We start from the raw sequence: 20,912 nt of genomic DNA, 5'->3' as shown, positions 1-20,912 counted from the left end.
CCCGGGGTGACAGACAGAGAGTGCGGCCCGACTTACCGGCTATATGCCTTGGGCAACACCCCTTCCTGCGGCACGCTGTAGCGATCGCGCAACTCGATCTGGCGCGAGCGCATCGGTTGCGCCAGGCCGTCGATGTAGACGGCGAGCGGAGCGGAGGAAAGTTCGAGCGGATCTCCGTCCCAAATCACCACGTCGGCGCGGCGGCCGGGGCGCAAGGATCCGATCTCGCCATCCATGCCCAGCGCCTGCGCGGGCTTTGACGAGATCGTCGCGAAGGCCTGACCCCAATCGAGTCCGGTGGCGCCGGGCACGCGCGCGATCGCCACGAGATTGCCGGCATATTGTGCCAGGATATGCTCGCCCGGCGCGGTATTGGCGCTGACGGTCGAGATCGCCGTCGTTACTCCCGCCGCCGTCAGCCGGCCGACGTTCGATTCGGTCGCCGCGAGCGATTCGAAGCTCGCCGGCAGATCGGCCAGCGCCGCGGCGATCACCGGCACGCGTGCGGCGGCGATCTCGCGGGCGACCATCCAGCCCTCGCGCACCCCGACCAGCACCAGTTTCAGCGCCGGATATTGCTTCTTGAGCGCCAGCACGGAGCGGATGTCGCTGGCGCGCTCGACATGGACGAGCAACGGCATCGTCCCGTCGAGCACCGGCAGCAGCGCCTGCGCATCGACGCGCTTGACCAAGGATGCCTGTTCGCGCCCGCCGAAGCCTGCCGGATTGCGGCGATAATCCTGCGCCTGCGCCAAGGCATCGTGCAACATGGCATAGGCCGCCGGGCGGCTGCCGCCCGCTTCGCTGGCGCCATCCTCGCCCAGTTCGACATATTGAAAGGCGCGTGCGCGGGTGATCGGGTCGGCATCGGCGCCGAGATCGATCACGGCGCCGCGCCCGGCAAAAATCGATTGGCCGGTGCTGGGCGATACCAAGGCGCGCGTAATGCCACCGGCGCGCTCGTTGCCGATCTGCACAGCTTGCGGGTTGATCGCCGGGGCAATGTCGATCGAGGCGTTGAACGGCGAGGTCCGCGCGCTGCCATCATTGCTCTCCCGCACGCCCTCGGCATCGACGAGGCCGAGATTGGTGAAACCGGCGACCATCCCGGCTGCGACCCATTTGCCGGTGGCGTCGATCACCGTCGCGCCTGCGGGCACGGCGATGCCGGCGCCAGCCGCGACGATGCGGCCGTCCCGCATCACCACGGTGCCGCGCTCGATCGGTTGCGAGCCATCGCCGATCGCGACGGTGCCGCCGGTGATGGCGACGGTCTGCGCCATGGCGGGGGCGGCAAGGACCGCGCCGAGCGCGGTCAGCGAGAGCAGGATGTCCTTCATTTCACGTCTCCCGCGCCCGGCTGGCCAAGTTCGAAATCGGATACCGGACGCATCCGCGGATTGGTCGCATCATAAAGCAAGGCGCCATCGACCCAGACCTTTTCCGGCCGGGTGTAGACGCTCATGGGGTTGCCGTTCCACAGCACGACATCGGCCATCTTGCCGGGCTTCAAGCTGCCGGTGCGATCGGCGATGCCCAGCGCGCGGGCGGGATTGATGCTGAGCCATTCCCATGCCTGCGCATCGGGGATGTCGATCCCGGCGCGGCGCCCGGAGGCCTGCGCCTTGGCCACTTCCTGGTTAAGCCGCTGGATGCCGTTCTCATCGTCCGAATGGATCATGCCGCACGCGCCGGCCTTTTGCAGCAGTGCGAGATTGGCACCGATGCCATCGAAGCTTTCCATCTTGAAGCCGTACCAATCGGCCCACACGGCCGCGCAGCTGCCGTTCGCTTTCAGGATGTCGGCGATCTTGTATGCTTCCACCGCGTGGTGAAATGCCGTCACACGGTAACCGAACTCCTTGGCCATATCCATTACGATGGCCATTTCGTCAGCACGGTAGCAGTGGTTCTGCACGAGTATTTCACCGGCAAGCACGCCGCGCAGCGTGTCCATGGCGATATCGCGATCGGGCGCGTCGCCGCCATCCTGCTCATATTTGTCCCACTTGGCCTTGTAGGCGACCGCCTTGGCCCAGGTCGCCCGATCCACCGCGACATTGCCCATGCGGGTCGCAGGTTTGGTATTGCGGCTGCCATACACGCGCTTGGGATTTTCGCCGCAGGCCATTTTCAACCCGTAAGGCGCGCCGGGGAATTTCATCCCCTGCATGGTGCGCGCATAGACGTTCTTGAGCACCACCGAGCGGCCGCCGAACAGATTGGCCGAGCCGGGCAGGATCTGCAGCGTGGTCACGCCGCCATTGGCCAGCGCGCGGCCAAAGCCCGGATCCTGCGGCCATACGCTATGCTCAGCCCACACATCGGCGGTGACCGGGGCGGTCGCTTCGTTGCCATCGGAATTGGCCTGTACGCCGGGGCTGGGATAATTGCCCAAATGGCTGTGGATATCGATCACGCCGGGCGTGACCCATTTGCCGGTGCCATCGATGACGGTCGCACCGGTGGGCGCCTCAAGCGTCTGGCCGATCTGCACGATCTTGCCGTCGGCAAACAGCACCGCGCCCCTGTCGATCCGCCCGCCTTCGCCGTCGAAGATGGTGACGTTGCGCACCAACGTCGAGGCGCCGGGATAGACGCGATAGGTGCTGGGGAAGGGATCGTGCGCATAGCCTTTGCCGGCGCCGGGGGCGGGCTTGGACGAATCCGTCTTGGAGGACGCGCTCTTGGCAGGGGCGGATTGCCCCGCGCAGGCGGCGAGCACGAGGGCGCTGGCGGCCGCCATCAGGCTGCGGAACTTGGTCTTGTGCTTCATGAGGCCCCCTGTTTTGCCGTATCCTACGGAAAGGGGCTTCGGGTTCAAGCCGTTACTGATGTCTTTCAGCCATTTGTGGCAGCGTCTTGGGCAAAACGCACACCGTCATCCCAGCGCAGGCTGGGATCTCACGCGGCAGAAGCTGGGCAGAAGCCGCACGAGACCCCAGCCTGCGCTGGGCTGAGGACGGATCGGCCGCCACAAAAAACGCCCCGGCTTTCACCGGGGCGTCCTTTCTTATCGCCAGATGCGGGGGTGAACCCCGCATCGTCAGTCCTGACTGCGTCAGGCTGGCCGGCCGTTCGCGTGGGCCTTTGGCCCACCGGCATGTTGCTGTCGCTACATGCCTCGCTCCGGGTCAATCGATCCGCGGCAGCGTTTCGAACTGGTGATATGGCGGCGGCGAGGAGAGCGTCCATTCCAGCGTGGTGGCGCCTTCGCCCCAAGGATTATCGGCGGCCTTCTTGCCCGCAAACAACGACCAGAACAGGTTGACGAAGAAGATCGCCATGCCGGCGGCCATGATCATGTAGCCGACCGTCGCGACATAGTTCCAATACGCAAGCCCATCGGCATAATCGGGCATGCGGCGCGGCTGGCTCTGCAGCCCCAGGAAATGCATCGGGAAGAACATCACGTTCACGCCGATGAAGAACACCCAGAAATGCGCCTGGCCGAGGAACTCGTTATACATCTTACCGGTCATTTTCGGGAACCAGTAATAGAAGCCGGCGAACAGCGAGAACACCGCGCCGAGGCTCAGCACATAGTGGAAATGCGCCACCACATAATAGGTGTCCTGCATGTAATCGTCGACGCCGCCATTGGCCAGTACCACGCCCGTCACGCCACCGACCGTGAACATGAAGATGAAGCCGATCGCCCATACCATCGGGGTTTTGAAGCTGATCGAGCCGCCCCACATCGTTGCGATCCACGAGAAGATCTTGATGCCCGTGGGCACCGCGATGACCATCGTCGCCGCGGTGAAATACATCTTGGTGTTCACGCTGAGCCCGGTGGTGAACATGTGGTGTGCCCACACCACGAAACCGACCACGCCGATCGCGACCATGGCATAGGCCATGCCGAGATAGCCGAACACCGGCTTCTTGGAGAAGGTCGAGATGATCTGGCTGACGATGCCGAAGCCCGGCAAGATCATGATATACACTTCGGGGTGGCCGAAGAACCAGAACAGATGCTGGTACAGCACCGGATCGCCGCCCCCCGCAGGATCGAAGAAGGCGGTGCCGAAGTTACGATCGGTCAGCAGCATGGTGATGGCGGCGGCGAGCACCGGCAGCGACAGCAGCAGCAGGAACGCGGTAACCAGCACAGACCAGACGAACAGCGGCATCTTGTGCAGCGTCATGCCCGGTGCGCGCATGTTGAAGATGGTGGTGATGAAGTTAATCGCGCCGAGAATCGACGACGCGCCGGCCAAATGCAGCGACAGGATCGCCATATCGACGCTCGGCCCGGGCTCACCATAAGTGGAGAGCGGCGCATACAGCGTCCAGCCGGTGCCGGCGCCACCAAAGAACGGCGAGGCCAGCAGCAGCATGAAGGCCGGGACGAGCAGCCAGAACGAAATATTGTTCATCCGCGGGAAGGCCATGTCCGGCGCGCCGATCATCAGCGGCACGAACCAGTTGCCGAACGCGCCGATCATCGCCGGCATGACCATGAAGAACACCATGATCAGGCCGTGCGCCGTGACCAGCACGTTCCAAAGATGCATCGCTTCGTCGAACGTGCCGGGGCCGTGTAGCATGGCCAGCCAGGTCGGCAGATATTGAATGCCCGGATTTGCCAATTCGGCGCGCATGAGGCCGGAAATGGCACCACCGATGATCCCCGCGACAATCGCGAAGATCAGATACAGCGTGCCGATATCCTTGTGGTTGGTCGACATGAACCAGCGCGCGAAGAACGCCGGTTTGTGGTCCGCGTCATGCGCGTGGTCGTCATGACCATGCGCTTGAAAGTGCAGGGGGCTGAGGGCGGTATCGGTCATGTCTTACTGTCCGGTGCCGGCGCCGGCGGGGTTGCCCGTTGCGCCCTGAGTGATTTGGGGAGCGGCGTCGGTCGCGTTCTGGACCGGGCCGGTGGTGGTGTCGGCAGGCGCGGCCGCCGCCGTCGGGGTCAGCGCGGCGGGGGCCAGCGAGGGCTTGGCGCCCTTCACGCTGCCACCCTTGGCGACGACCCAGGCGTTGAACTGTGCGAGCGGCACGGCCTCGACCGCGATCGGCATGAAATTATGCCGTGCGCCGCACAATTCGGAGCATTGGCCGAAATAGACGCCTGGCTTGTCGATCGTGAAGCTCGTTTCGTTGAGCCGTCCGGGGACGGCATCGAGCTTCATCCAGAAAGCCGGCACCGCCCAGCTGTGGATCACGTCTTGCGCGGTGGTGATCAGGCGGATCGGCACGCCGACCGGCAGCACCACGCGATTGTCGGTGGCGAGCAGGCGGGGGCCGTCAGCATCGGTGCGCGAACGCTCACCGGCACCGACCTGATCCTTTTCCTTGAGCATGTTGGCGGTGATCTCGAAGCCGCCATTGTCGGGATATTGATACGACCAATACCATTGGTTGCCGATTGCCTTGAGCGTGATGGCATTTTCGGGCGCTGGCTTGAACTGCGCCTGGAGCAAACCGATCGACGGCACGGCGAGCAACACGAGAATCACCACCGGGGCCAGCGTCCACACGATTTCGATCGCCGTGTTGTGGCTGGTCTTGGAGGCCACCAGATTGCTGCGGCGGTTGAAGCGGAACATCACCCAGAACAGCAAGAGCAGCACGAGAATGCACACCCCGGTGATCACCGGAATCAGGATATTGTCATGAAAGCCGCGCCCGCGCTCACCATTCTTGGTGACCTGCGGCTGAATGCCGATGCGACCGTCAACCGGCATGCCGATCCCGGCGACCGGCGCCACGGCGGGGGCGCCATCCTGCGCCAGCAATGGATCGTTGGTGGCGGGGGCTGCGGCGGGGGCCGCCGCCGGGTCCGTTGCTGCCGGGGCAGCGATAGCGGCCGGAGCAGCGGGCGGTGCCGCGGCATGGCCCGCCCCGGCCATCATCAGGCCGGCCGCGATGGCGATCGTGTGGAACCCGGTCATGCGCATCGTCGTCGTTACCCCTAACAGTCGCGCTGATTTCTGGACGTACAGCGCTTGGCATAATTCGCCGGTTTGACCGGGGCCTATACCCGGCAGCCCGCTAACCCTCAAGCACAACGGGCAGTTTTTTCGCACGCGCCGTTGCGCACGCCGTTGCGCTTAAGGGGCATGCAGCCCTATTTGGCGCGCTGAAAGGGGTGCGCCCGCTGATGACCGAAGACGAAGTTCTGGCCGAATTCCGTGCTGCCGAGGCGCTGCTCGAAGGGCATTTCATCCTGTCGTCGGGGTTACGCTCGGCGCGCTATCTGCAATGCGCGCGCGTATTGATGAATCCGGCGCGGGGCGCCCGGCTGGCCGAGGCGCTGGTCGCGCGGCTGCCGGCGGCGCTGCGCGGATCGATTCAGGCGGTGGTGTCGCCGGCCATGGGCGGCGTGATTGCGGGGCACGAAATGGGCCGCGCGTTGGGCGTCGAGGCGATGTTCCTCGAACGGCCCGAGGGCGTGTTCGAATTGCGCCGTGGTTTCCGCTTAGCGCCCGGCACGCGCGTGTTCATGATGGAGGATGTGGTCACCACGGGTCTTAGCTCGCGCGAGGCGATTGCGGCGATCGGCCGTGCCGGCGGCGAGACGGTCGCGGCGGGCGCCCTGGTCGATCGCTCGTCGGGGAAAGCGGATCTCGGCGTGCCGTTCTTCCCGCTGATCCGGCTCGACGTGCCGACCTATGCGGCCGACGCGTTGCCACCCGAACTACAGGCGATCCCGGCGATCAAGCCCGGCAGCCGGGCCGCCGCATGAGCGATATTCTCCGCCTCGGCGTCAACATCGATCACGTCGCCACGGTGCGCAACGCGCGTGGCGCGGGCTATCCCGATCCGGTGCGCGCGGCGCTGGTCGCCGCCGCGGCGGGCGCGAACGGCATCACCGCGCATCTGCGCGAGGATCGCCGCCACATCACCGACGACGATATCGCGCGACTCTCGGAGCAGCTTGCTATCCCGCTCAATCTGGAAATGGCGGCGACCGAGGAGATGCTCGGCATCGCGCTGCGGCACCGCCCGCATGCCGCGTGCATCGTGCCGGAAAAACGCGAGGAGCTGACCACCGAGGGCGGGCTGGATGCCGCCGGGCAGTTCGACCGGCTGGTGCCGCTGGTGTCGGCGTTGCGCGAGGCGGGCATCCGCGTGTCGCTGTTCGTCGAGCCGGACGCGCGGCAGATCGACGCGGCGCTGCGCCTGGGTGCGCCAGTCGTCGAACTACATACCGGCCGCTATGCCGAGCTGGGCGGCGAGTCGCGCACCGCCGAACTGCGTCGGCTGGCCGACGCCGCCGCGCTGGCGGCGAAGAACGGCATCGAAGTGCATGCCGGGCACGGTCTTACCTATGACAATGTTGCCGCGATCGCCGCGATCCCGCAGGTGCGCGAACTGAACATCGGGCATTTCCTGATCGGTGAGGCCATGTTCGTCGGGCTGGGCGATGCGGTGCGGCTGATGCGGGCCGCGATGGACGAGGCACGGTGATCTTTACTGCTAGTTGCCCCGCCCGGTTGCGGGGAGGGATTGGGTGATCATCGGGCTGGGCTCCGACCTATGCAATATCGAGCGGATCCAGGCGTCGCTCGAGCGTTTCGGCGAGCGCTTCGAGCGCCGCGTGTTTACCGATGTCGAGCGCGCCAAGGCTGCGCGCCGCCCCTTCACCAAGGCGGGCACGCTGGCCAAGCGCTTTGCCGCCAAGGAGGCGTTCAGCAAGGCGGTGGGCACCGGTTTCAACGCCGGCGTGTTCATGAAGGATATCGGCGTGGTCAACGCGCCCTCCGGCGCGCCGACGCTGTTGCTGACCGGTGGGGCCAAGGCGCGGCTTGACGCGTTGACGCCACACGGCCACGGCGCCCGGGTACATTTGACGATGACCGACGATCATCCCTGGGCGCAGGCTTTTGTGATCATCGAGGCCATCCCAACGCAGGATCTCCCATGACGGTCGACACCACGCTTCGCGCCGACCAATCGCGCCCCGCCCGCCCCACCGCGAAATCGGGCCTGTGGGAGGAAGTGAAGGGTATCTTCTGGCTGATCATGGCCGTGCTCGGCTTTCACAGCTTCATCGCCAAGCCCTTCTACATCCCGTCCGAATCGATGCTGCCGGTGTTGATGAAGGGCGATCGGCTGGTGGTGACCAAATATCCCTATGGCTGGTCGTTCATTTCGCCCACCCTGCCCAATCCGGCGGCAATCTTCCGCGGGCTGGTATTGCATCAGCCCGAGGAAAGCTGGGGCGTGCAATTGCCGTTCACCAGCGGCCGCCTGTTCGGGCGGATGCCCGAGCGTGGCGATATCGTCATCGTCACCCCGCCGGGGCGCAACACCGATTACATCAAGCGGCTGATCGGCCTGCCCGGCGATCGGCTGCAGGTGCGCGGCGGCGTGCTGTATCTCAATGATCAGGCGGTGAAGCGCGGGCCGCTCCATTATAAAGACGTGCCGGTCGATGCCAATGCGACGTGCGACGATTATCCCGGTGCGCTGATCGAAGGCCCCAACGGCCAGATGACCTGCCATTTGCCGTTGATCACCGAAACACTGCCCAATGGCCGCCGCTACGACACGGTCGAGTTGGGCTACAGCCAGGGCGACAATTACGGCCCGATCACGATCCCGGCCAACCATGTCTTCCTGATGGGCGACAATCGCGATCGCAGCTCGGACAGCCGCTTCTCGCTCGCCCCGCCCGAGCTCGGCCTGGGCGGCGCGGTGCCCTGGGAATATGTCGGCGGGCGCGCCGAATTCATCACCTTCTCGCTCGATGGCAATGCCACCTGGAACCCGCTGAGCTGGTGGGCGTCGCTGCGCGGCGGCCGCGCCGGCGGTTCGCTCCATCCCAAGGACACGACACGATGAGCGACGATACGATGGAGCTCGTCCAGGGCCCGAGCCCGAACGAATTGCGCGATCCGCTGGTGCGGCGCGAGCTGAAAAAGGCCAGCGTGTGGATCGGGCTGATCTGCGCGGTGGCACTGGTTGTATTGCTGATCCAGCCGCTGCTGATCATCTTCGCCGGGCTGGTGTTTGCCGCGATGCTGGATGGCGGGGTGCGCTTGCTCGGGCGCGTGCTGAAGATCGGGCGCAGCTGGCGGCTGCTGATCGTCGTCGTCGGCGTGCTCGTGTTTCTCGTCGGCACCTTTTATCTCACCGGCGTGCAGGTGATCGAACAGGTCACCCAGCTGCAATCGACGCTGACCGACCAGTTCAACCGCGTCACCGAATGGCTGTCGCGGATGGGCGTGATGCCCGGCCGCTCGGATCTCAATTCGATCCTCCAGCAGGCGATGGGCTCGGTCGGGCGGCTGACCTCGTGGGTCGGCACCGCGGCGGGCGCGCTGACCAGCCTGTTCATGATCATGGTCATCGGGCTGTTCCTGGCGATGGATCCCACCATCTATCAGCGCGGCGTGCAATGGATGGTGCCGACCACCAACCGGCCCGAATTCGCCATCACGCTGGATCGCATGGGGCAAACGATGCGCCGCCTGCTCGCCGGGCGGCTGCTCGGCATGGCGGCGGAAGGCGTGCTGACCTGGATCGCGCTGGCCATCGGCGGGGTGCCGATGGCGTTGCTGCTCGGCATCATCACCGGCGTGCTCGCCTTCATCCCCAATATCGGCGCGTTCGTCTCGGGCGTGCTGATGGTCGCGGTGGGCTTTTCCGGCGGGTATGAAACCGGCATCTGGGCGATCGCGACCTATTTCATCGTGCAGACCTTCGATGGCTATGTGCTGATCCCGATGGTGGCCAAGCGCACCGTCGATCTGCCCCCGGCGCTGACGCTGGGCGCGCAGATCCTGGCGAGCGCGTTGTTTGGCGTGATGGGGCTGGCGCTGGCCGATCCAATGACCGCTATGATCAAGGTCGCGCTGGAGCGCAGTTCGGAACGGACCGAGGAAGACGATGCCGAGGGCGCCGAGGGCGCGGCGGCGGCGGCGGGGATCTGAACGCGTCCGGCGCTTACCCGCCGGGCGCGCACGCCGCGTCGAATAACGCGAGATAATCCGCGGCGGCGGTAGCGCCAGGCATCGGCACGGGTACGGGCCGGGCGCGGCCGGGTGCCAGCCAATGATCGAGCGCGGCGATCACCGCATGGTCGTCGCCCCGCGGCACGACCGAGCCCAGCGCGGGCGAGGTAACGATCTCGCGCACCGCCACGCTCGATTCGGTGGCGATCACCGGGATACCCAGCGACAGCGCTTCGCGCAGCACGCCCGGCACACCCTCGAAATCGGACACCAGCGCCAGCGCGGCAGCGCGCGCGATCACCGGCAGCGGATCATCGGCATGGCCGGGCAGAAATACGCGCCCGTTCAGCCCCAGGGTGGCGATCTGCGCTTCCAATGCGGCGCGCGCCGCACCCTCGCCGAGAATGACCAGCGTGATCCGAGGATCGGCCAGCCGCGGCAGCGCGGCGATCAGCCGGTCCCAGCGTTTCTGCGGGACCAACCGCCCCACGCCGAGCAGAAAGCGTCCTGGCGGTAGCGCCGGCAGCGTGGCACCCGGGATCGGCCGCGCGGGCGGATTGGCGATCACCGCGATGTCGCCGCGCGGCAGCTGCATCGTGCGCGCCGCCTCGTCGGCCATGGCCGGCGTCATCGCCACGATTCGCGCCAGGAAGCGCGGGTGCCGCCGCAGCCACGCGCGATAGCCAGCGGCGATCGGGATAGCATGATCCGGTCGCTCGAGCGCGTTGGACACCTTCGCGACGATCGGCGGGCAGGCCGCGCCCAAGCGCCAGCGCAGCCAGGCGGCGGCGCCGGTATAATGATTGCCGGGGCAGAAGACGATGTCGGGCGCGTGCGCCCGGACGATCGCAGGCAGGGCCGCGCTCAACCTGGCCATACCGCGCCCGCCCAGCACGATGATGTCGGCGCCCGCCGGCACTTCGCGCGCCAATGGCCCGCGGTCATCACCCACCACCAGCGTCACGCGCCGCCCGGCGGCAATCCAGCCGCGCGCCAGCCGCAGTTGCGCGCGCTCCACGCCCCCGCCGCGCCAGCTTTCGGCATAGCTCAGGATATGATGGGCGGCGGCGTCCATCATCCCGCCCTACAGCGGCATCGGCCCAAGGGAAGCCCTTCTGATCGGCTGGCCGACGCCGGCGCGCGCTGCGCTGTCATCCGCTAGAAATATTTGGGCGCCATGGACGATTAACACGCCATGCGGTATAAATATGCGGCGACCCAGGGGCTTTATAGGCGCGCGCGGTGCGGGGCATGCACCGGCACAATAGCGGATGTCGTTCATTGCATAGCTATCAGCCCCGTGGCGTGATTGATACCAGCATGGCCGACGCGCCACTGCCGCGCGGCCCCGATCTCGCCGGGCTCAAACCGCTCAAGACGATCAAGAATCGCTGGCCGATGATCATCGGCGGATTGCTCACGCTGGCCATGGTCGTCGGGCTGGGGCGCGAATTGCTTGGTTCGGGGCTTGCCGGGCTGCACCGCGCGGTGCCGAACAGCGGCTGGTTCTACGTCGCGTTCACCCTGCTCTATTTCTCCCCGCCGACCGGCGACTGGATCATCTTCCGGCGCTTATGGGGCATTCCCGCGTTTGGTGGGATGATTGCCTTGCTCAAGAAGCGCATCGCTAACGAAGTGGTGTTTGGCTATTCCGGCGAGGCTTATTTCTATGCCTGGGCGCGGGCGCGGGCCAAGATGGTGGCGGCGCCGTTCGGCGCCGTAAAAGATGTCAGCATCCTCTCCGCGATCGCCGGCAACGCGATCACGCTGGCGATGATCGCAGTGGCGCTGCCGCTCGGCTATGCGCTGATCCGCGCCTCGGGCTATTTGCCCGAAGTCGCCGGCTCGGTCGGCATCGTGCTGGCCACCTCGCTGCCGTTCCTGATCTTCTCGCGCCGCGTGTTTTCGCTGCCGCGTGGCACCCTGTGGTGGGTGTTCATGGTGCATTGCCTGCGGCTGATCGCCGGATCGACGCTGATCGCGATCGCCTGGCATTTCGCGCTGCCCAGCGTGCCGGTTGGCATGTGGCTGTTCCTGGCAGCGGCGCGCCTGCTCGTGTCGCGTCTGCCGCTCATCCCCAACAAGGATCTGCTGTTCGCCAATTTCGCCATCCTGGTGATCGGGCAGGATCAGGCCTTATCCGAACTGATCGCGTTCACCGCCGCGCTGATTCTGCTGTATCACGTCGTGCTGATCGCGCTGTTCGGATTGGACGGCCTGCTGCGGAAAACAACATGATCGGCCGCCTGGGGGTGATGCTGGCGCTGGCCGGCACCGTCGCGGCGTTGCCGGCATCGGGCGAGACGCTGGGTGATTCGGCGTGTCGCAATGGCGGCCCGGCGATCCGCGTCGATGTCGCCGGGCTCAAGGATCGCTCGGGCGGGCTCAAGCTCGAACTCTATCCGGCAGCCGAGGCGGATTTCCTCAAGGATGATCGCGATCTGATCAAACAAGGAAAGTTCTTCCGCCGGCTGCGCGTCGCGACCCCGCCTGCCGGTCCGATCTCGCTATGCATCGGCGTGCCGCAGCCGGGGCGCTATGCCTTGCTGTTCACGCATGATCGCGACGGCCGGAACAAGTTCAATTTCTGGGCCGATGGCGCGGGCTTCCCCAGCAATACCAAGCTTGGCCGCTCCAAGCCCACGCTGGCGCAGGCGCTGATCGAGGTGCCGCACGGCGTGGTGACGACGGAGATACGCGTGCAATATCTGCACGGGCTGGGTGGCTTTGCGCCGCTCAAGAACGGCTGACGCCGTGCGCATCGTCGACGTCAACGAATTCTATTCGCCGACCGGCGGCGGCGTGCGCACCTATATCGATCGCAAGATGGGCCTGATGGCCGATCTGGGCCACGAGCTGATCGTCATCGCCGCCGGGCGCGAGGATAGTATCGAGGAGCGGCCGGGCGGCGGGCGGATCATTTATGTCAAAGCGTCGCGGCTGCCGTTCGACAAGAATTACGGGCTGTTCTGGGATGCCGAGCCGATCGTGAGGCTGCTCGACGATCTGCGCCCCGATCTGGTCGAAACCTCGTCGCCGTGGCGCCCGGCGTGGATCGTCGGGCAATGGCAGCCCAAACCCGGGCATGCGGTGGCGCGCGTGTTCTTCATGCATAACGACAATGTCGCGGCTTATGCGCTGCGCTGGTTCGAGGGGCTGGCGCCGCAGCAGCGGATCGAGCGCGCGTTCGCCTGGTACAGCCGCTATATGAGCCGCTTCCTCAACAATTTCGATGCGGTGGTCACCAACGGCCCGGCGCTGGAGAAACGCCTGCGCGCGCGCGGCGTGCGCATCGATGTGGCGATGCCATTGGGGATCGAGCGGGGGCATTTCTCGCCCGATCTTCGCGACGAGAAATTGCGTGCGTCGCTGCTCGCGCAGTGCGATCTGCCGCCCGAGGGGCATCTGCTGCTTGGCCTCGGCCGGCATCACCCCGAGAAACGCTGGGATCTGGTCGCCGATGCGGTGACGCAGGCGGGCACCACCATTCCGGTCGGGCTGATCCTGCTCGGCACCGGCGTGGACAGCCGACGGATCGAGAAGCGCATCGCCGGATCGCCGCATATCCGCATGTTCGCGCCGGTTTACGATCGCGAACGGCTGGCGCGGATCATGGCCAGTTGCGATGCGCTGATCCATGGCAGCGAGGCGGAGCCGTTTGGGCTGGCCGCATCGGAAGCGATGGCGGCGGGGCTGCCGCTGATCGCGCCGGATACGGGCGGTTGCGCCGAGATCGTCGATCCGCTGTCGTCCGAAGTGTATGCGGCGCGCGATACCGCGGCGTGCGCGGCGGCGATCCAGCGGCTGTTCGCGCGCGACCAAACATTGCTGCGCCGCGCTGCGCGGGTGGCGGCGGACCGGGTGCGCAGCGATCGCGAACATACCGAGGATCTGATGGCCTATTATGCCGGGCTGGTGGCGGCGAAGAAGGCCGGGCGCGCCGCCTAGCGCGGCGGGACGTACAAACGGAACCGCGCACCCGCCACTGGCACGGGCCGCCAGCCGTGGCGCGTCGCCCACCGCTCCAGCGCCCGCTCCAGTGCCGCATCGCCACTGGTCCATCGTCCCTCGCCGCCGGTCAGGATCGCGGCCGGCGGTCGCGCGAACTGCGCGTTCAGCGTGGCGCGCGATACCAGGTGCGTGATCCGCTCGTCATCCAGCCCCAGCAGCCCGTGGCTGCGAAAGTAGAACGGCCCGGTGGCGAAACGCGCATCGGGCAAGCGGCCCGTGGCGGGCAGGAATTGGGGCGACAGCGTCGCCACCGGGCCGGTGACGCGCGCCGTGTCCAGCGCGGCGCGGATCGCGCGCCCCTGTCGCAGCGCCTCGATCATCGGCACGCCGGGGGCGGCCCGCATCACCGCTTCGACCGAAGGCGCCAGCCCGGCACAAGCAAACACGGCCAGCGCGAGGCGCGTGCGGCGCCCCGGCGGCGCCACGTGCCAGCCGATCGCCAGCCGCACGAACAGCAGCGGCAGCACGGGCAGCAGATATTGTCGCCAGGTCGGCGAGGGCAGCAACGCGGCGGCCAGCGCCCCCCACAGCATCCAGTCGATCGCCCGCCCGCCGTGCGCGCGCCAGCGGAAGCGGCTGGCCAGCGCAAGGCACAACAGGGCCGGGCCGAGCGCCAGAAATTTCACCGTGTCGAGCGGCTTGGCCCACCAGCTGAGCTTCCACGGCTTGCCGATCGCGCGGTAATATTGATCGGGCGCGCGCGCCGGAAAATCGAGCGTGCCAAAGACGAAGCCGAGCGGCGCAATGACGTAAAAGGCCAGAACCAGCGCCGCGATCGGCATCGCGCCGGCGATGATCCATAGCGGGCGGTGCCGTCGATCGCGCAGCGCGTACAGGCCGTAGGCGAGCGCGGGCAGCGCATAGGACACCTTGGCGGCGGCGGCGGCGGCGAGCAGCAAGCCGGCGAGCATCGCGCTCCAGCGGGTGGCGCGATCATTGCCGGCGCGGATCACCAGCGGTAAGGCTGCGGCTAGCAGGGCCACGGGCAAGGCATCGTTGCGTGCCGTGGCCACGCTGAACAACAGGATATCGCAGCACGCGAGCATCGCTGCGGCCAGCAACGCCGGTCGCTGCCCCGCCCCGCCACGGCGCGCGGCGCGGTATACGCAGGCCACGGCGAGTGCACCGAGCAGCGCATTGAGCAGGCGTAGCGCGGGCCACGCAACGCTGCCGGTGAGCAGCGTGACCGGCGCGAACAGCAGCGGCTGGAGCGGCGTCTGCAGATAAGCGAAATCGCGGTAGGGGAACTGGCCGTGCGCGGTCAGCACCGCGGCGGCGACATATTGGCTCTCGTCATGGTCGAGCGGCCGGATCAGCGCCAGCGCGACGAAGGCCAGCGTGAGCAGGGCCAGCAAGAGGGGCAGCAGCAGGGCAGGGCGGGTACGATCCATGCCGCCCCTTTCCGGATCATGCGGCGCCAAGTCGAGGACTTTGTGACGGTGGTTCCAGCGCGCCGCCATAGTGTCATGCGCATGCCACACAAGCGGCGCAGTCGGCAGCGACAAGAGGGAGAAAAATCGTGGAATTCACCGTCGACCGCCGTTCGCTGTTGCTTACCGGCACGCTGGGGCTGGGCGCGTTCGCCGTGCCCGGTTTCGCGCAAAGCCTAACCGTCGCCGGCGCACGCGGCTTCACGCATTCGGTGGCGAGCGGCGAGCCCGCGAGCGATTCGATGCTGTTGTGGACGCGCTACGTTCCCGGCGCGGGCGGCGCCGTCGAACTGAAGGTCGAACTGTCCGAACAGCCCGATTTCGCGCGCATCGCGGGCGGCGGCGTGCAGATCACCGGGCCATGGCGCGATCATACCGCCAAGATCACCGTGGCCGGCTTGAAGCCCGGCACCGCCTATCATTTCCGCTTCATCGCGCCCGATGGCACGATCTCGCCGGTCGGCCGCACCAAGACGCTGCCCGAAGGCCGCACCGATCGCTTCCGCGCGGCGATCTTCTCCTGCTCTAATCTCGCCTTTGGCTATTTCAACGCTTATGCCCATGCCGTGGCGCGCGACGATCTCGATCTCGCCATTCATCTTGGCGATTATTTCTACGAATATACAGCCGGCGGCTATCCCTCGCTGGCCGATACGGTCGGCGGGCGGCTGCCGCTGCCGGCGAGCGAGACGCTGCATCTCGCCGATTATCGCCTGCGCTACGGCAGCTATCGCGCCGATCCCGATCTGCAGGCGCTGCACGCCAAGCTGCCGATGATCGCGCAATGGGACGATCACGAATCCGCCAATGACAGCTGGGATGGCGGCGCGCAGAACCACCAGGCCGACGAAGGCGATTGGGATGCGCGCAAGGCCGCCGCGATTCAGGCGTTTCGCGAATGGATGCCGGTCTCCGACGAGCCATGGAAAGCCTATGATATCGGCGGCCTGGCGACCTTGTATCGCACCGAGACGCGCTTGCTGGCGCGCACCGAACAGCCCGATATCGCGCCGCTGTTCAAGGAAAAGGATCCAGTCGCCGCGCTCACCGCGTTTCGCGATGGCGCGTGGATGGATCCCGGCGCGACGATGATGGGATCGCAGCAGGAAGTGTGGCTTGATCACGCGCTGCGCGCCTCGGTCAAGGCGGGGCAGCAATGGCAAGTGGTCGGCTTCGGCACGATCATGGGCCGGACCAGCACGCCGGCCGAGGCGGCGGGGTGGATCGCGCCCGATGCCCCCGCGCGGGTCAAGCAATATGTCACCAGCGGGCTGGCCGCGTCCAAGGCCGGCCTGCCCAACAATCTCGATGGCTGGGGCGGCTATCCTGCCGCGCGCGCGCGCTTCCTGAAAGGCGCGCAAGCGGCGAATGCCAATCTCGTCGTCATCTCGGGCGACAGCCATAATGCCTGGGCCTATGATCTGGGGCAGGACGGGCGCGCCGCCGGGGTAGAATTTGCCGGCCATGCGGTGACTTCGGGCGGCTACGAAAGCGCGCTGGTGGCAGATCCGAAGCTGGTCGCGGCGGGGCTGGTGCGCGCCAATCCGGAGCTCAAATGGTGCGACATGTCACGCCGCGGCTACATGGCGCTGACGCTGACGCCGGAGCGCGTGACCAATGACTGGATCATGGTCGACAGCGTAAAGGCGAAATCGGCGCGGGGCACCGTGGGGCATACGGCGACCGTGCTGCGCGGCCGCAACGTGATGGCCTGATCAATTCCTCCCCCAGCACCTGGGGGAGGAATTTACGCGCGCACCGCGGTGAGGAAATAATCCAGCCTGGTATCGTCGCTGAGCACGAAGCCTTGCGCCACCGAAAAGCCCAGGCCGCACGTGTCGATGACGCGGAGGCCGGCCGCCTCCAGCAATGCGGTCAGTTCGTCAGGGGTGAGGAAGCGGTGCCAATCATGCGTGCCGCGCGGAATGCCACCCAAGCGCTCGCCCACACCGATCAGCGCCAGCCGCGACAGCGCGGTGCGGTTGGGCGTGGAGAGCACCAGCAGCCCGCCCTCGGCCAGCGCGCCGGCCAGCCCGCGCACGAACCGGGCGGGATCGCTGACATGCTCGATCACCTCGAGCGAGGTGACCAGATCGAACGTTTCGCCGCGCAGATCCTCGACGCTGCCCGCGCGATATGCGATCGAAAGCCCGCTCTGCGCGGCATGCGCCTGCGCCACGGCGATATTCTCCGGCGCCGCATCGAGCCCGGTAACGCCAGCGCCCAACCGCGCCAGCGGTTCGCATAACAGCCCTGCGCCGCACCCGACATCCAGCACGGTCTTGCCCGCGAGTGGCGTGAAGCCCGCCGCGTCGGCATGCCAGTGCGCGTCGATCCGCTCGCGCAGATAGCGCAGCCGGGCCGGATTCAGCTTGTGCAGCATGGCAGAGGAACCCTTGGGATCCCACCAGTCGGCTGCCATCGTGCCGAAATGCGCCGCTTCGCGCGCATCGATCGTGCTGGAATGCGCGGCGGGGCTTGCCGGGACGATCGTCGTTACGGGGTCGCTTGCACTTATCATGCTGCGTTTCTATCAGCACCGCCTCCAAGCCCAAAGGACTTAAAGGCAGCCATGGCGCGTATCGTGATGAAATTCGGCGGCACCTCGATGGCGGGCACCGAGCGTATCCGAATCGTCGCGGCGCGCGTGAAGCGTGAAGTGGAGGCGGGGAACCAGGTCGCGGTGGTCGTCTCGGCAATGGCCGGCGAGACCGACCGGCTGGTCAATTTCTGCCGCGAGGCAAGCTCGCTTTATGACCGCCGAGAATATGACGTGGTCGTCTCCGCCGGCGAACAGATCACCAGCGGGCTGCTGGCGATCGCGCTGCAGGCTGTGGGATTGAAGGCGCGCAGCTGGATGGGCTGGCAGTTGCCGATCCGCACTTCGGATGGCCATGCCTCGGCGCGGATCGGCGAGATCGACACGACCGGGCTGCTCGCCTCGCTCGAGCGCGGCGAAGTCGCGGTCATTCCCGGCTTCCAGGGCGTGGCCTCGGGCGAACGCGTGACGACCCTGGGCCGCGGCGGATCGGATACCTCGGCGGTGGCGATGGCGGCGGCGATGAAGGCCGATCGCTGCGATATCTATACCGATGTCGACGGGGTCTACACGACCGATCCGCGCATCGTGCCGCGCGCACGCAAATTGAAGCGCGTGACGTATGAGGAAATGCTGGAACTGGCGAGCGTCGGCGCGAAGGTGCTGCAGACGCGCTCGGTGGGGCTGGCGATGAAGGAAAATGTCCGCGTGCAGGTGCTGTCGTCGTTTGTTGATGACGATGCCCCGCTGGGCGCGGCGGAACCAGGCACGTTGATCGTGAGCGAAGAGGAATTGGGTACCATGGAACGGCAATTGATCACCGGCATCGCGCACGACAAGAACGAGGCGAAGATCACGCTGACCAACGTGCCCGACAAGCCCGGCGCGGTGGCGGCGATCTTCGAGCCGCTGGCGACCGCGAACATCAACGTCGACATGATTATCCAGAATATCGCGCATCTGAGCGGCAAGAGCTCGGCCTCGACCGACGTGACCTTCACCGTGCCCGGCGCCGATCTGGCGCGCTCGCTCGACGTGCTGGGCAATGCCCAAGCCGAGATCGGCTATCAGGAACTGGTGCACGATACGCGCGTCGCCAAGATCTCGGTGGTCGGCGTGGGCATGAAAAGCCATGCCGGCGTCGCCTCCACCATGTTCAAGACGCTGGGTGAGCGCGGCATCAATATCCTCGCCATCACCACCAGCGAGATCAAGGTGAGCGTGCTGATCGAGGAGGATTATACCGAACTAGCCGTTCGCGTGCTGCACACCGCCTACGGGCTGGACGCCGAAGATGCCGCCTAGCGTGCCCATTGTGGGGGCCGCGGCATTTCGGCTGGCAAACGCTGCGCGGATCGTGTGCAGCAGCACGTCAGGCGATACCGGCTTGGTCAGCATTCTGCCCTGTTCGACGTAGCGGTCGCAGCGTTCGGGATAGCCGGTGATAATGATCACGGGGATCTCACCATGATCGGCAAGGATCGCATCGATTGCGGCCAGGCCCGAGCCCTGCGACAGCTTCAGATCGGACAGGATCAAATCGGGTGCCTTGCCCCGCGCCGATGCCACCGCATCGTCCTGCGTGCTTGCCAAGGCGACCGATCCGGCGCCGGCAAGCGTGGCGATATCGCTGAGATATTGCCGAAACAGAAACATATCTTCGATAATCAGAACGTGCGGCAAGATCGTATCCCAAATAGATCCTCCTCCACGACAGCGAATATTGTCCCGGGTGCCCAGCCTTTTGGCGGGTCCAAACCTCGATCAACTCGGGGTGCCCTGTAGTCGATCACTGCCGCGATTGTCTTGATGCAGATCAGCGGGGCAGCGTGGAAGGAAGGCGGGCATATGCCGCATGGCTTGCCCTGTGCCGCTCTGCCCGGCTAGGCCCGCAGCAATGAACCAAGCAACTTCCATCGGCGCCGAGCGCCTGCAGCGGCGCATGGCGCGCGGCGTCGACTTCCTGGGCTCGGAGGCCGCCATCCTCTGCGGCGCGATGTCCTGGGTCAGCGAACGCCATCTCGTCGCGGCCATGTCCAACGCGGGCGGGTTTGGCCTGATCGCGTGCGGCGCGATGACGCCAGAACTGCTCGATCGCGAGATCGCCGCCACCAAGGCGCTGACCAGCAAGCCGTTCGGCGTGAACCTGATCACCATGCACCCCGCATTGTTCGAGCTGATCGAGGTCTGCAACAAGCACGCCGTCAGCCATGTCGTGCTCGCCGGCGGGCTGCCGCCGACGGGCAGCATTGATGCGATCAAGCAGAATGGCGCCAAGCTGATCTGCTTCGCCCCCGCGCTCAGCCTGGCCAAGAAGCTGATCCGTTCGGGCGTCGATGCGCTGGTGGTCGAAGGCATGGAAGCGGGCGGGCATATCGGCCCCGTCTCAACCTCGGTGCTGGCGCAGGAAATCCTGCCCGACGTGGCCGATAAGGTGCCGGTGTTCGTGGCCGGCGGAATCGGCCGCGGCGAAGCGATCGCTGCCTATCTCGATATGGGGGCCGCGGGCGTCCAGCTCGGCACGCGCTTCGTCTGCGCAACCGAGAGCATCGCCCATGCCAATTTCAAGAAAGCCTTTATCCGCGCCTCGGCGCGTGACGCGACCGCCAGCGTGCAGATCGATCCGCGGCTGCCGGTGATCCCGGTGCGCGCGCTGAAGAATGCCGGCGGCGATCTGTTCACCGCCAAGCAGCGCGAGGTCGCGCAACTGCTCGACGAGGGCAAGCTGGCAATGGCGGAGGCGCAATTGCAGATCGAACATTATTGGGCCGGCGCACTGCGCCGCGCGGTGATCGATGGGGATGTCGAGCATGGCAGCCTGATGGCCGGCCAGTCGGTCGGCATGGTCACCAAGGAAGAGCCGCTGGCCGACATCCTCGCCACACTGATGATCGAAGCGGCGCACGCGCTGGAGAAACGCGCGGTGTGACCGTATTGGCGGCGGGCCCGTTTGCGCTCGCCGCCTACCTGCCGTTAGGCCGATCGCGACATGAATCGAGCTTGGTGGCGCGGGGCGCC

General features: G+C 66.3%; 19 protein-coding genes. 11 read left to right on the top strand and 8 right to left on the bottom strand.

The window, feature by feature from the left end:
* Positions 1-32: 32 nt before the first annotated feature.
* The 4 genes from ABC969_RS14720 to coxB all read right to left on the bottom strand — a co-directional run bounded on the left by ABC969_RS14720 (position 33) and on the right by coxB (position 5,906).
* Positions 33-1,340, bottom strand: coding sequence for an amidohydrolase family protein (locus ABC969_RS14720; RefSeq protein ID WP_345865916.1), 1,308 nt, complete (start codon positions 1,338-1,340; stop codon positions 33-35).
* Entirely contained in the window at positions 1,337-2,776 is a 1,440-nt protein-coding gene (locus ABC969_RS14715; protein WP_345865915.1) for an amidohydrolase, read from the bottom strand. The genes ABC969_RS14720 and ABC969_RS14715 overlap by 4 nt, the downstream gene beginning before the upstream one ends.
* A 358-nt stretch (positions 2,777-3,134) precedes the next feature.
* Entirely contained in the window at positions 3,135-4,796 is a 1,662-nt protein-coding gene (gene ctaD / locus ABC969_RS14710; RefSeq protein ID WP_345865914.1) for a cytochrome c oxidase subunit I, read from the bottom strand.
* A 3-nt stretch (positions 4,797-4,799) separates the two neighbouring features.
* Complete coding sequence (gene coxB, locus ABC969_RS14705) at positions 4,800-5,906, bottom strand: cytochrome c oxidase subunit II (RefSeq protein ID WP_380807587.1); 1,107 nt, start codon at positions 5,904-5,906, stop codon at positions 4,800-4,802.
* Positions 5,907-6,115: 209 nt separating this feature from the next.
* On the opposite strand from coxB, the gene pyrE reads away from it, so the two are divergent.
* From pyrE to ABC969_RS14680, 5 genes are read left to right on the top strand one after another with little or no spacing between them, the layout of a single operon-like run.
* Positions 6,116-6,700, top strand: a complete 585-nt coding sequence (gene pyrE / locus ABC969_RS14700) for an orotate phosphoribosyltransferase (protein ID WP_345865912.1) — start codon at positions 6,116-6,118, stop codon at positions 6,698-6,700.
* The gene (locus tag ABC969_RS14695) at positions 6,697-7,425 is read left to right on the top strand and encodes a pyridoxine 5'-phosphate synthase (protein ID WP_345865911.1); all 729 of its coding nucleotides are present in this window, start codon (positions 6,697-6,699) and stop codon (positions 7,423-7,425) included. Before pyrE ends, ABC969_RS14695 begins: the two co-directional genes overlap by 4 nt.
* A 43-nt stretch (positions 7,426-7,468) precedes the next feature.
* On the top strand, positions 7,469-7,882 hold the full coding sequence (gene acpS / locus ABC969_RS14690) for a holo-ACP synthase (protein WP_345865910.1): 414 nt from the start codon (positions 7,469-7,471) through the stop codon (positions 7,880-7,882).
* The gene (gene lepB / locus ABC969_RS14685) at positions 7,879-8,802 is read left to right on the top strand and encodes a signal peptidase I (RefSeq protein WP_345865909.1); all 924 of its coding nucleotides are present in this window, start codon (positions 7,879-7,881) and stop codon (positions 8,800-8,802) included. The genes acpS and lepB overlap by 4 nt, the downstream gene beginning before the upstream one ends.
* The gene (locus tag ABC969_RS14680) at positions 8,799-9,893 is read left to right on the top strand and encodes an AI-2E family transporter (RefSeq protein ID WP_345865908.1); all 1,095 of its coding nucleotides are present in this window, start codon (positions 8,799-8,801) and stop codon (positions 9,891-9,893) included. The genes lepB and ABC969_RS14680 overlap by 4 nt, the downstream gene beginning before the upstream one ends.
* Positions 9,894-9,906: 13 nt before the next feature.
* Here ABC969_RS14680 and ABC969_RS14675 read toward each other — a convergent pair whose 3' ends face one another.
* Entirely contained in the window at positions 9,907-10,989 is a 1,083-nt protein-coding gene (locus tag ABC969_RS14675) for a glycosyltransferase (protein ID WP_345865907.1), read from the bottom strand.
* Positions 10,990-11,234: 245 nt separating this feature from the next.
* Between ABC969_RS14675 and ABC969_RS14670 the strand changes: the two genes are divergently transcribed.
* The 3 genes from ABC969_RS14670 to ABC969_RS14660 are packed head-to-tail and all read left to right on the top strand — an operon-like array spanning position 11,235 to position 13,862.
* A complete protein-coding gene (locus tag ABC969_RS14670; RefSeq protein ID WP_345865906.1) occupies positions 11,235-12,152 on the top strand; it encodes a hypothetical protein in 918 nt (305 codons plus the stop codon).
* A complete protein-coding gene (locus tag ABC969_RS14665; RefSeq protein WP_345865905.1) occupies positions 12,149-12,664 on the top strand; it encodes a DUF2141 domain-containing protein in 516 nt (171 codons plus the stop codon). The genes ABC969_RS14670 and ABC969_RS14665 overlap by 4 nt, the downstream gene beginning before the upstream one ends.
* A gap of 4 nt (positions 12,665-12,668) precedes the next feature.
* On the top strand, positions 12,669-13,862 hold the full coding sequence (locus ABC969_RS14660) for a glycosyltransferase (protein WP_345865904.1): 1,194 nt from the start codon (positions 12,669-12,671) through the stop codon (positions 13,860-13,862).
* Here ABC969_RS14660 and ABC969_RS14655 read toward each other — a convergent pair.
* Positions 13,859-15,316: a glycosyltransferase family 39 protein gene (locus tag ABC969_RS14655; RefSeq protein WP_345865903.1), complete on the bottom strand. Its 1,458-nt coding sequence runs from the start codon at positions 15,314-15,316 to the stop codon at positions 13,859-13,861. The two genes, ABC969_RS14660 and ABC969_RS14655, sit on opposite strands and share 4 nt — an antisense overlap.
* Positions 15,317-15,444: 128 nt before the next feature.
* Here ABC969_RS14655 and ABC969_RS14650 point away from each other — a divergent pair, with 128 nt between their 5' ends.
* Positions 15,445-17,070: an alkaline phosphatase D family protein gene (locus ABC969_RS14650; protein ID WP_345865902.1), complete on the top strand. Its 1,626-nt coding sequence runs from the start codon at positions 15,445-15,447 to the stop codon at positions 17,068-17,070.
* Positions 17,071-17,102: 32 nt separating this feature from the next.
* On the opposite strand, the gene ubiG is transcribed toward ABC969_RS14650, so the two are convergent.
* Entirely contained in the window at positions 17,103-17,876 is a 774-nt protein-coding gene (ubiG, locus tag ABC969_RS14645; protein ID WP_345865901.1) for a bifunctional 2-polyprenyl-6-hydroxyphenol methylase/3-demethylubiquinol 3-O-methyltransferase UbiG, read from the bottom strand.
* A 51-nt stretch (positions 17,877-17,927) separates the two neighbouring features.
* Here ubiG and ABC969_RS14640 point away from each other — a divergent pair, with 51 nt between their 5' ends.
* The gene (locus ABC969_RS14640) at positions 17,928-19,199 is read left to right on the top strand and encodes an aspartate kinase (protein WP_345865900.1); all 1,272 of its coding nucleotides are present in this window, start codon (positions 17,928-17,930) and stop codon (positions 19,197-19,199) included.
* On the opposite strand, the gene ABC969_RS14635 is transcribed toward ABC969_RS14640, so the two are convergent.
* Positions 19,143-19,577: a response regulator gene (locus ABC969_RS14635; RefSeq protein WP_345865899.1), complete on the bottom strand. Its 435-nt coding sequence runs from the start codon at positions 19,575-19,577 to the stop codon at positions 19,143-19,145. The genes ABC969_RS14640 and ABC969_RS14635 overlap by 57 nt on opposite strands.
* 214 nt (positions 19,578-19,791) lie before the next feature.
* Between ABC969_RS14635 and ABC969_RS14630 the strand changes: the two genes are divergently transcribed.
* Positions 19,792-20,823, top strand: coding sequence for an NAD(P)H-dependent flavin oxidoreductase (locus ABC969_RS14630; RefSeq protein WP_345865898.1), 1,032 nt, complete (start codon positions 19,792-19,794; stop codon positions 20,821-20,823).
* The last annotated feature ends 89 nt before the right edge of the window (positions 20,824-20,912 follow it).

This window comes from Sphingomonas qilianensis, from assembly GCF_039614825.1.
GTDB classification, from domain to species: domain Bacteria; phylum Pseudomonadota; class Alphaproteobacteria; order Sphingomonadales; family Sphingomonadaceae; genus Sphingomonas; species Sphingomonas qilianensis.
The sequence above is the reverse complement of the archived record's forward strand: the minus strand, read 5'-3'. Positions and strand labels throughout refer to the sequence as shown.

Bases quoted from the DNA above. Each gene is read 5' to 3' on its own strand.
- ABC969_RS14630 (WP_345865898.1), top strand. From the start codon at position 19,792: ATGAACCAAGCAACTTCCATCGGCGCCGAGCGCCTGCAGCGGCGCATG.
- lepB (WP_345865909.1), top strand. From the start codon at position 7,879: ATGACGGTCGACACCACGCTTCGCGCCGACCAATCGCGCCCCGCCCGC.
- ABC969_RS14670 (WP_345865906.1), top strand. From the start codon at position 11,235: ATGGCCGACGCGCCACTGCCGCGCGGCCCCGATCTCGCCGGGCTCAAA.
- ubiG (WP_345865901.1), bottom strand. From the start codon at position 17,876: ATGATAAGTGCAAGCGACCCCGTAACGACGATCGTCCCGGCAAGCCCC.
- ABC969_RS14720 (WP_345865916.1), bottom strand. From the start codon at position 1,340: ATGAAGGACATCCTGCTCTCGCTGACCGCGCTCGGCGCGGTCCTTGCC.
- ABC969_RS14665 (WP_345865905.1), top strand. From the start codon at position 12,149: ATGATCGGCCGCCTGGGGGTGATGCTGGCGCTGGCCGGCACCGTCGCG.
- ABC969_RS14695 (WP_345865911.1), top strand. From the start codon at position 6,697: ATGAGCGATATTCTCCGCCTCGGCGTCAACATCGATCACGTCGCCACG.
- ABC969_RS14655 (WP_345865903.1), bottom strand. From the start codon at position 15,316: ATGGATCGTACCCGCCCTGCCCTGCTGCTGCCCCTCTTGCTGGCCCTG.
- ABC969_RS14680 (WP_345865908.1), top strand. From the start codon at position 8,799: ATGAGCGACGATACGATGGAGCTCGTCCAGGGCCCGAGCCCGAACGAA.
- ABC969_RS14640 (WP_345865900.1), top strand. From the start codon at position 17,928: ATGGCGCGTATCGTGATGAAATTCGGCGGCACCTCGATGGCGGGCACC.
- pyrE (WP_345865912.1), top strand. From the start codon at position 6,116: ATGACCGAAGACGAAGTTCTGGCCGAATTCCGTGCTGCCGAGGCGCTG.
- ctaD (WP_345865914.1), bottom strand. From the start codon at position 4,796: ATGACCGATACCGCCCTCAGCCCCCTGCACTTTCAAGCGCATGGTCAT.
- coxB (WP_380807587.1), bottom strand. From the start codon at position 5,906: ATGACCGGGTTCCACACGATCGCCATCGCGGCCGGCCTGATGATGGCC.
- ABC969_RS14675 (WP_345865907.1), bottom strand. From the start codon at position 10,989: ATGGACGCCGCCGCCCATCATATCCTGAGCTATGCCGAAAGCTGGCGC.
- ABC969_RS14715 (WP_345865915.1), bottom strand. From the start codon at position 2,776: ATGAAGCACAAGACCAAGTTCCGCAGCCTGATGGCGGCCGCCAGCGCC.